Origin of the sequence: Oceanispirochaeta sp. (assembly GCF_027859075.1) — a bacterium.
Classification (GTDB): domain Bacteria; phylum Spirochaetota; class Spirochaetia; order DSM-2461; family DSM-2461; genus Oceanispirochaeta.
Map to the genome: position 1 here is coordinate 1 of NZ_JAQIBL010000118.1, position 5,852 is coordinate 5,852.

Sequence of the window (5,852 nt, forward strand, 5' to 3'; positions counted from 1 at the left end):
AGATCCAGGTTGTAGAGACTGGGAGGCATGATGGACAGAAATCCGGCAGGCATGGAGGAGAGGATGAACACCACTTTCAGGGGGAGACCATTCATTATTTTTCCCATTCCCATAAAATAGGCTGCTCCCGTAATGGTCAGAGGCACTAGTACATACTTAATGACTAAAATACTCGTGGTAGAAAAGGCATATTTTTTCATGCTCGGGAAGTGCATGGCAATTCCTATGGAGATAAGCAGCAAAAAGGATCCTACCGGGACAAGCACACTGTTCAATCCTGCATAAAATGCTGGACGGGGTAGACCAGCCAGATTCAGAATCAGACCCAGGAAGATTGCCCCCATAGAGACCATGACAAAGGGATCTTTCAGAATCTGCATGGAATTGCGTTTGTCTTTTTGTTTTTCTTCACTAAACCGGGCCGCGACAGGAAACCCAATGGCAAAATACAGAACCGGTTCCACTAATTTATAGAACGGTAAAAGTATGAATCCCGGCTCTCCCAGAAGGGCGTAAATGATCAGGGCTCCGATGGAGCCTATATTGGTGTAAAAGCTGACACAGAAGTGACTGCCCCGCATTGTCGGGGCCATTTTTTTTCTTCCTGTATAAAAGATGGAGAATATTCCGCTGAGGCTGATGGCCATAACACCCAGGACCGGAAGGAGCATGATTTCCAGATTATCAAGAGGAAGAGCCCATACGGCTCCGGCAAAGGCCACAGGGTTCGTAAAAAGCAGAACCGCAATTTGCATTGTTTTTCTGATTTTGTGTACCAGTTCATCTTTGTTTTCTTTATGTTTGATCATACTCTGGATGATCAGTCCCACGGCCAGGCCCAGGGGGATTAGTGAAATGGAGAGTAGAAAACGCATCATAAAGAAAGCCTCCGGATATTATTTGTATACAATATTTAAGTCATCCGGTAATTGCAAGAGAGTCTCAATCTTTGAGGTAATTCATAAGGTCTTTGTAAGTCAGGGGCTTGCTGAACAGATATCCCTGAAAGTATTGACACTTTTCAAGGGATGGATAGTTCTGTTGTTCTTCTGTTTCTATACCTTCGGCAACTATCTCCATGTTCATGCTTGTGGCCAGGTTCATAATGGAATTTATGATTTTCCGGTTATTACTATCAGGGATTACCTTGATAAAGGATCTGTCAATCTTGATGCAGTCAACAGGAAGACGGCTGAGGTAATGCAGGCTGGAGTAGCCTTTCCCAAAGTCATCGATGACGATCTTGATTCCAGGATGGTCTTCTTTGAGTCTGGTAAGTGTCAAAATGGCTTTTTCCGGTGATGTCAGTAAGAAGGATTCCGTCAGTTCCAGACGGAGGTCCTTCATCTTTATGGCTGATCGCTTAATGGCTCTGTCCAGAATCTCCGGGAAATCGAGGGCATTCAACTGCCTGGTGCTGACATTTACAGAGACAAATAAATCCAGGTTCGCGGTCTTGTTGATCTCTATGATGTCCATCAGGGCATGCTCCAATACCCACTGCCCCAGTGAATTGATTACTCCCGATTCTTCAGCAGAGGGGATGAAATCATCGGGAGATATCAATCCTTGTTCCGGGTGGTTCCATCTAATGAGGGCTTCCACTCCGGCAAGACTGCCGTCTCTGTTCACAATGGGCTGGTACATGAGAAACATTTCCTGATTCACCAGAGCTGTTTTAAGGCCCTGATCTATGATCCATTTGTTCTGGGCCGAAAGAGTCAGATCATCCGAAAAAATTGTATAACGGTTTTTTCCTCCCTCTTTGGAACTATACATGGCCAGGTCTGCATGACGTGTTATGGTTTCTCTGTCTCTTCCATGTTCGGGAAGCAGGGCTACTCCGATGCTGACTCCAATATTAACCTTGTGAGAATGCCCTACCTTATCAAAATTGTAAGGTCGCTGAATGACTCTGAGAATTTTTGTGCAGATAATTTCTACATCCGATTGTTTGCTCAGTTTGGAAATGAGAATGACAAATTCATCCCCGCCAAAGCGGTAAATCATATCTGTTTCCCGCATCAGGCTCCTCAGGCGCTTTGCCGTGGATATGAGAAGCTTGTCACCCGCCGGATGCCCCAGTGTATCGTTCACCTGTTTGAATCCATCCAGATCCAGAAAGAGGAGGGCACCGCAGAGTTGTTGGTGTGTCTTGTATATATTGAAAAAGTTCTCTACATCAGTATTAAAAAGGTCTCGGTTTCCTAAATCGGTCAGCTTATCATGATAGGCCAGATAGCGAAGTTTCCTTTCAACATTCTTCCTCTGACTGATGTCACGGATGATGCATATCAGGGTCCTCTGATCCAGCTCTCTTGAGTTTCCGAAGGATATCTCGATAGGGGATACCCCCCTGTTCTTATTCCGTCCCAGGAGTTCCATCTCTTTCTTGATATCCTGATCATTCTGAGAATCCATGTAAAAATATTTTCGAAACTCTCCTATATACCTCGAAAAAACTTCTTCAGGAAATAACATGGCAAAGGGAGAATTGATCAGCTCGGATTTGGTATAACCAAACACTCTGACACAGGAGGAGTTGGCATAAAGGATTTTAAAAGACTCATCCACCATGATGACTGCTTCAGTTATGGTTTCTGTCAGGGCCTCATAGTTACTTAGAACTTCCTTAAGCTGGGTGGCCAGTTCCTTGCCCCCTGATTTGGGTTTCCATAGATTGAGAAAGCAGGATGTATCCGATTCATCCTTATAGGGAATGATGATGGCTTCAAAGGTTCTCAGTACTCCCTGTCTATCGGGAAAACGGAGGAGAAACAGTTCTTCTCTGAAATATTCGGAAGGTTTATTGATGGTATAATCATTTGTACAGCACATACGGTTCACGATGAGGGTTTTATATTCATCAGGAATCAGGGAGAACAGGTCTTTTCCCATCAGTTCATTCTTTTTATAACCAAGGGACACTGTGGCTATTGGATTTATCCCCAGGATGGTCCCGTTGCTGCTGATATGGAGTACGGGGTCTACAGTATTATTGAGAATCAGCTCAGTGGATATTCCCATGGCTTCTACGACAGATAATAGTCCTTTATTTTTTTTCATGTTTTTGGATGGTGCCAATCCACTGCTTCCTTTATGGGCGAATTCTCTGTCGTTTTTTATGAAAGTTATTTCATTATCTGCACTTTTTTAGGAGGACACAATGAAAAAAAGGCACTTTTTCATAATCTTTTGTATTAATCAGTTAAATTGTAAGTCTCTGGCGCCTGATCCCAAGTCTTCCAGGGAATTGGAATTATAGAACTGGTGGATCTTTTTCTCCTTTTCCCTATAATACCATGTATGAAATTAACATCATTCGGTGAGAAATTTACGAAGAAAAGCGGCATTCTCGAATTGATGGACGACCTGGGGAACGCTGTCTCCGGGAAGGACCGGGTCTGTATGCTGGGAGGCGGAAACCCGGCAGATATAAAAGAGGTCCAGGCAGTCTGGAGACGCTGCATGACAGAGTTGATGAATGATAGCCGGGGGTTGGAAGATGCCCTGGCTAATTATGACTCACCCCAGGGGAAACAATCTTTTCTGGAGAGTCTGGCCGGGTTGATGAGTAGAACATTTGGATGGGAGATCGGCCCCGAAAATATTGCTATTACCAACGGCAGCCAGTCAGCTTTTTTTATCCTGCTGAATCTTTTTGGCGGGACCGATGCGGATGGTGTTAAAAAAAAGGTTCTTTTTCCTCTCTGCCCTGAATATATCGGTTACGCCGACCAGGGTGTGGAAGAGGGCATATTCAAAACCTGTCCGGCCTCTATTGAAATCCTTGATGACTTCCTATTTAAGTATCATGTGGATTTTTCCCGTCTGGATGTGAGTGACGATGTGGGTGCCATCTGTATCTCCCGTCCAACCAATCCCACGGGGAATGTGATCAGTGATGATGAGGTTCGCCAGCTGTCTTCCCTGGCTGAGAAAGCAGGAATCCCTCTTATTATTGATAATGCCTATGGCTCTCCTTTTCCTGAGATCATTTTTGAAGAGGTTTCTCCCTTCTGGAATGAGAATACCATTCTGAGCATGAGCCTTTCAAAGATGGGGCTACCCTCAGTCCGGACGGGGATCATCATCGCCCGGACTGAGATCATCCAGGCTGTCTCCGCCTGTAATGCCATCATCAGCCTGGCAAATGGAACCATCGGTCAGGTTCTGACAGAGCCCCTCTTCCGAAGTGGAGAAATTCTGGATATCAGTAAAAACCTGGTCCGCCCTTTTTATCATAAAAAATCAATCCAGGCTCAGAACTGGATCAAAAAGTATATGCCCCCCGAAGTAGATTACCGGATACATAAAAGCGAGGGTGCCATTTTTCTATGGATCTGGTTCCGAAATCTTAATGTTACTTCCAGAGAGCTCTATGAATCCCTCAAAGAAAGGAAGGTCATCGTTGTGCCGGGAGAGTACTTTTTCTTCGGACTGAAGGAAGACTGGGATCACAGCCGGCAGTGCATCCGTCTCAATTATTCTCAGGGAGATGATCTGGTGGAAGAAGGAATCCGCATCCTGGCAGAGGAAGCAGCCAGGGTTGTCCAAACATGAGCCTGAATCTTCTTATTGTACTGACCCTGATGGGGGGGTGGACCTTCTCCCGCTTCTTCAAGAAGGTGGGTCTCCCCAATGTTCTGGGCATGATTGTCTGGGGTATTATCCTCGGTATTTTTTCAAGAGGGAATACGCCCGGATCTCTGGAAGAACTGAGCCCCTTTCTGAAGTCTTTTGCTCTGATTGTCATTCTCCTCAGAGCCGGTCTGGGCATCAGTACCCGGACTCTGGCTCGTGTGGGGAAAACAGCCCTTCTCATGTCTTTTCTTCCCTGCCTTTTTGAAGGGGCCGCCCTCATGGTCCTCCTTCATCTGTTCATGGATTTCTCATGGATCACTGCAGGTGTATGCAGCTTTATACTGGCTGCGGTCTCTCCTGCGGTGGTTGTGCCTTCCATGCTGAACCTGCAGGAAAGCGGTCTGGGACAGGACAAGGAGATTCCCACCATCGTGCTGGCGGGTGCTTCTCTGGATGATGTCTTTGCCATCACTCTCTTTTCGATCTTTCTGGGACTGTCCACGGGACAGGATGTCAATATTTCCAAAGCCCTTCTGAATATCCCTCTCTCCATCCTGGGCGGCGTCCTCCCGGGGATTTTTGTGGGATTTTTACTAGCCAGGTACTTCCGGAAGTATCATAAGCGGGTCCGGGCGACAGAGAAGATTCTCCTGCTGCTGGGGGTGGCAATTCTTCTGGTGGATATAGGGGAACAGATTCATACCGCCGCCCTCCTGGGGGTAATGACATGCGGATTTATCCTGCTGGAAAGGGTGGAGCATGTGGCCCATGAGCTGGCGGAAAAACTGAAGAAAATCTGGATCTTTGCAGAGATTATCCTCTTTGTTCTCATCGGCTTATCGGTGGATCTCAAGGTAGCCTGGGGAGCCGGTCTGATAGGACTTCTTATCATAAGCGGCGGCCTGGTTTTTCGTTCTCTCGGCGTTTGGCTGGCGACGACCGGCAGCGGTTTAAACCGGAAAGAAAGGCTTTTTTGTGTGATTGCCTATCTGCCTAAGGCGACGGTTCAGGCGGCCATGGGTTCTGTCCCTCTGGCAGCAGGCCTGGCCGAGGGAGAATTGATCCTGGCTCTGGCTGTTCTGGCTATCCTGTTTACGGCTCCCCTGGGCCTGATCGGTATCAGAACTCTGGGGCCGGTGCTTTTAAGCCCCCCCAAATTGGCCGCCGTGGTTTCTGAGGACCTTCTTGGCGAGGATGATTAGGAATATCAGAAAGAGAGTACTGCGGAATTGAAGAAGCATCAGTTCTGTTTTATTAGAATATTATTG

Annotated in this window: 4 protein-coding genes; 2 read left to right on the forward strand and 2 right to left on the reverse strand. The window is 46.6% G+C overall.

From position 1 onward, the window contains the following. Both PF479_RS06630 and PF479_RS06635 read right to left on the reverse strand, forming a co-directional pair. Window positions 1-878, reverse strand: an 878-nt coding sequence (locus PF479_RS06630; protein WP_298003859.1) for a hypothetical protein, incomplete at its 3' end; no start/stop codon positions are given. A gap of 64 nt (window positions 879-942) precedes the next feature. Beyond that, window positions 943-3,084 (reverse strand): EAL domain-containing protein, encoded by a 2,142-nt coding sequence (locus PF479_RS06635; protein ID WP_298003861.1) that lies wholly within the window; start codon window positions 3,082-3,084, stop codon window positions 943-945. 222 nt (window positions 3,085-3,306) lie between these two features. Here PF479_RS06635 and PF479_RS06640 point away from each other — a divergent pair, with 222 nt between their 5' ends. Both PF479_RS06640 and PF479_RS06645 read left to right on the forward strand, forming a co-directional pair. After that, a complete protein-coding gene (locus tag PF479_RS06640; RefSeq protein ID WP_298003864.1) occupies window positions 3,307-4,563 on the forward strand; it encodes a valine--pyruvate transaminase in 1,257 nt (418 codons plus the stop codon). Next, window positions 4,560-5,786, forward strand: coding sequence for a cation:proton antiporter (locus PF479_RS06645; protein WP_298003876.1), 1,227 nt, complete (start codon window positions 4,560-4,562; stop codon window positions 5,784-5,786). The genes PF479_RS06640 and PF479_RS06645 overlap by 4 nt, the downstream gene beginning before the upstream one ends. Window positions 5,787-5,852: the final 66 nt, after the last annotated feature.